Genomic DNA, 3,222 nt, shown 5'->3' with positions numbered 1-3,222 from the left:
GTCGTGCGGGGGCGGCGGGGGCGGCTGTGGCGGGGGCGGCAGCTGACCGGGCCGCCGCCGCACGGTCACCGCAGGTGACATGAGACCGGGCGTCCGGAGGGTGAACTCCCTCCGGACGCTCTTTTGTTGAGCGACGCGGACGTTTTTGGTTGAACAAGTGAACCGGTGGGCCCCCGGGGGGATGGAAACCACGGCAAGTTGGGCGAAAACGCTGTGAGTGGGCGTACTTCGTGATTCCCTCGTTGAAGAGAACAATCAGCCCTCGGACCCCAGTCGGACCAGATCGGGCGCTCCCCACCTCCCACGCGCAGCAACTCGGGGGCGTCCTGCTGTCCATGTGTCCATGCGTGTTTGCGGAGCCCACCCATGCTCACCACCCTCCAGACGGCCTATTCCGATACCCGCGCCGCCGACCTGGCCTGGATGCTGGGGCGGGAGCCGCTGCCCGCCCTGGCGGTCCTCGATCTCCAGCTCGGCGGCGCCGAACTCCAGTTGAGGCTGCTCGGCGCCTCCCACCAGGTCCTCCTCCAGGAGGACCGCGGGGTCTGCTCCGAGACCGTGGCCTGTATGCCCGGCAGCAGCACCCCCCTGCCCCTCGGCGTCGCGAAGCGGCTCGGGGACTGGGAGTACGAATTCGCGGCGCGCGTCGAGACCCTGACGCAGGGGCAGTTCGCCGGGCGGGCGCAGGAGTTGCTCGCCCTGGTGAGCGACCACCCGCACGGTCTGGCGGGCACCTTCCCCGGCAGCCCGTACGCCTTCACCGCCATGCTCGCCCAGCGCACCGAGGGCCAGGTGCGGTGGCGCACCTGGCACGCGTACCCGCAGGAGGGGCAGTTGGTGGTGACCCGGACCAGGGTGGGGGTGCGGATTCCCGCGCCCGCGGCCTGACCGGCAGGGGCACTTACACCCGTGTGGGTGACAGGTCGCGATGGTGCAGTGACGTAGCGTTCGCATCATGATCGACCAGCAGATGTCGCTGCGAGGGGGCGCGGCGCGGCTTCCCGTACGGCCGAGGACCGGCCGGTTCCTCGTGCTGGCCGCGGTCTTCGTCTGCGCCGCCTGCGGTCTCGTCTACGAGCTCGAACTGGTCGCGCTCGCCTCCTACCTGATCGGCGATTCGGTCACCCAGGCCTCCGTCGTGCTCTCCGTGATGGTGTTCGCGATGGGCATCGGCTCGCTTCTCGCGAAACGTTTGCGCTGCCGCGCCGCCGTCGGTTTCGGGATGGTCGAGGCGGCCCTCGCGCTGATCGGCGGCTCCTCCGCGCTGGTGCTCTACGCCTCGTTCGCCTGGCTCGGCGACTCGCAGTACGCGCTGGTCGGCTTCTCGCTGGCGATCGGGGTGCTGATCGGCGCGGAGATCCCGCTGCTGATGACGCTGATCCAGCGCGTCGACCGGCAGGACGCGGGCGGGGCCGTCGCCGATCTCTTCGCCGCCGACTACGTGGGCGCGCTGGTCGGCGGGCTCGCGTTCCCGTTCCTGCTGCTGCCGGTGCTGGGGCAGTTGACCGGTGCGCTGTTCACCGGCGCGGTCAACGCGGCGGCGGGCGGCGCGCTGGTCCTGTGGGTGTTCCGGCGCGACCTCACCTCCCGTTCCCGGTGGCTCCTCGTCCTGGTCAACGGCTCGGTGATCGCGGTGCTGGCCACGGCCACGGTGCTGGTCGACGACTTCGAGCGGGCCGCGCGGCGGGCGGTGTACGGGGACCAGGTGCGGGTCGCCGTGCAGACCGGGGTGCAGGAGGTTGTTCTGACCGGCACCGACCGCGATTCCCTCGGCCTCTATCTGGACGGCCGGCTGCGGGTCAGCGCCCGCGACGAGTACCGCTACCACGAGGCGCTGGTGCACCCCGCGATGAACGGGTCCCGCGCCCGCGTGCTCATCCTGGGCGGCGGCGACGGACTGGCCGCCCGCGAGATGCTGCGTTACGAGGATGTCCGCTCGGTCACCGTCGTCGAGCTGGACCCGGCCGTCACCCGACTGGCCCGCACGGACCCCGCTCTCTCCGAGCTGAACGACCACGCCTTCCGCGACCCCCGGGTCTCGGTGGTCGGGGCGGACGCGTTCACCTGGCTCCGGGCCGACCGGGGACGCTACGACGTGGTGATCTCCGACCTCCCGGACCCGGGCATCACCGCCAGCACGAAGCTGTACTCCGCCGAGTTCTACGGGCTGGTCGCGGAGGCCCTGGCCCCGGACGGGCGGCTCGTGGTGCACGCCGGGCCGCTGGGCGCCCGGCCGCAGACCTTCTGGACGGTGGAGGCCTCGATGCGCGCGGGCGGCCTCGCGACCCGCCCGTACCGCGTCACCGGCCGGTACACGGGACTCGCCGCGAGCCCGGACCGGGGCGGCGGCGAGGACCGGGAGCGGGAGGACTGGGGTTTCCTCCTCGCCGGTCCGGGCGCGGCTCCGCAGCCCGCGCTGGTCGCCGGCGGGCCCGTACCGCGGTCGCTGGGCGGCCGGGAGCTGCGCGAGGGGGTGCGGGCGGCGGACGACGCCCGGCTTCCCGGGCTGATTCCGTCGACGCTGATCCATCCCCGGTACTGGGAGGACGTGTGAGCGCGCCCGGCTTTCGGCGGGCGGAAGCGCTGACGTCGGGGCCGGGGCCGATTAGGCTCGGTTTCCATGGAGCATGAGGTGTTCGTTCCGGTTCCCGTCCCGACCCTGCTGCGCACGCTGGGCGATCCCGCCCGGGTCGCCCGCTGCGTCCCCGGCCTCCAGAGGGACGCCGACGCGTCGGCGTCGCCCCTGGCGGGGCGGCTGAAGCTGCGGGCCGGCGGCCACACCATCACCTACCGGGGCGAGCTGCGGCTCACCGGCCCGGAGGGGCCCGGCGGTTCGGGCGGGCAGCGCTTCTCGGTGTCCGGGCGGGGCGTCGAGGCCCGGGGCGCCGGTGCGGTCGAGGTGGCCCTGACCATCGGCCTCACGGAGACGGACGGCGGGACGGCGCTCACCTACAGCGGCACCGCGAGCGGGGACGGGCGGCTGGCCGAGCTGGAGGAGGGCGCCGCGCTCGCGGCTGCCCACCGGCTCCTGGACCGTTTCACCCAGCAGCTGGTGACGGAGTCGCTGGCGGTGCGGGACGAGGCCGCGGACGCGGGTGAGGCCGAGGGCGAGGGCCCGGAGAGCGACGGCGGCGACGGGGACGACGCGGTGGTCGCCGAGGGGCTCGCGGGCGATGAGGACGCGGCCGAGGGGGGCGGGGACGAAGGTGGTTCTTCCGGGGC

General features: G+C 73.5%; 3 protein-coding genes. All 3 read left to right on the top strand.

The window, feature by feature from the left end; genetic code table 11:
- The first annotated feature begins 366 nt into the window (after positions 1-366).
- Positions 367-888, top strand: a complete 522-nt coding sequence (locus tag HET64_RS37750) for a DUF2617 family protein (RefSeq protein WP_215111745.1) — start codon at positions 367-369, stop codon at positions 886-888.
- Between the two features lie 67 nt (positions 889-955).
- Positions 956-2,554: a polyamine aminopropyltransferase gene (locus HET64_RS37745; RefSeq protein ID WP_215111744.1), complete on the top strand. Its 1,599-nt coding sequence runs from the start codon at positions 956-958 to the stop codon at positions 2,552-2,554.
- 66 nt (positions 2,555-2,620) lie between these two features.
- Positions 2,621-3,222: SRPBCC domain-containing protein (locus HET64_RS37740; protein WP_251146431.1), on the top strand; the 602-nt coding region annotated here is incomplete at its 3' end.

Source organism: Streptomyces sp. McG3 (assembly GCF_018619185.1).
Classification (GTDB): domain Bacteria; phylum Actinomycetota; class Actinomycetes; order Streptomycetales; family Streptomycetaceae; genus Streptomyces.
The sequence above is the reverse complement of the archived record's forward strand: the minus strand, read 5'-3'. Positions and strand labels throughout refer to the sequence as shown.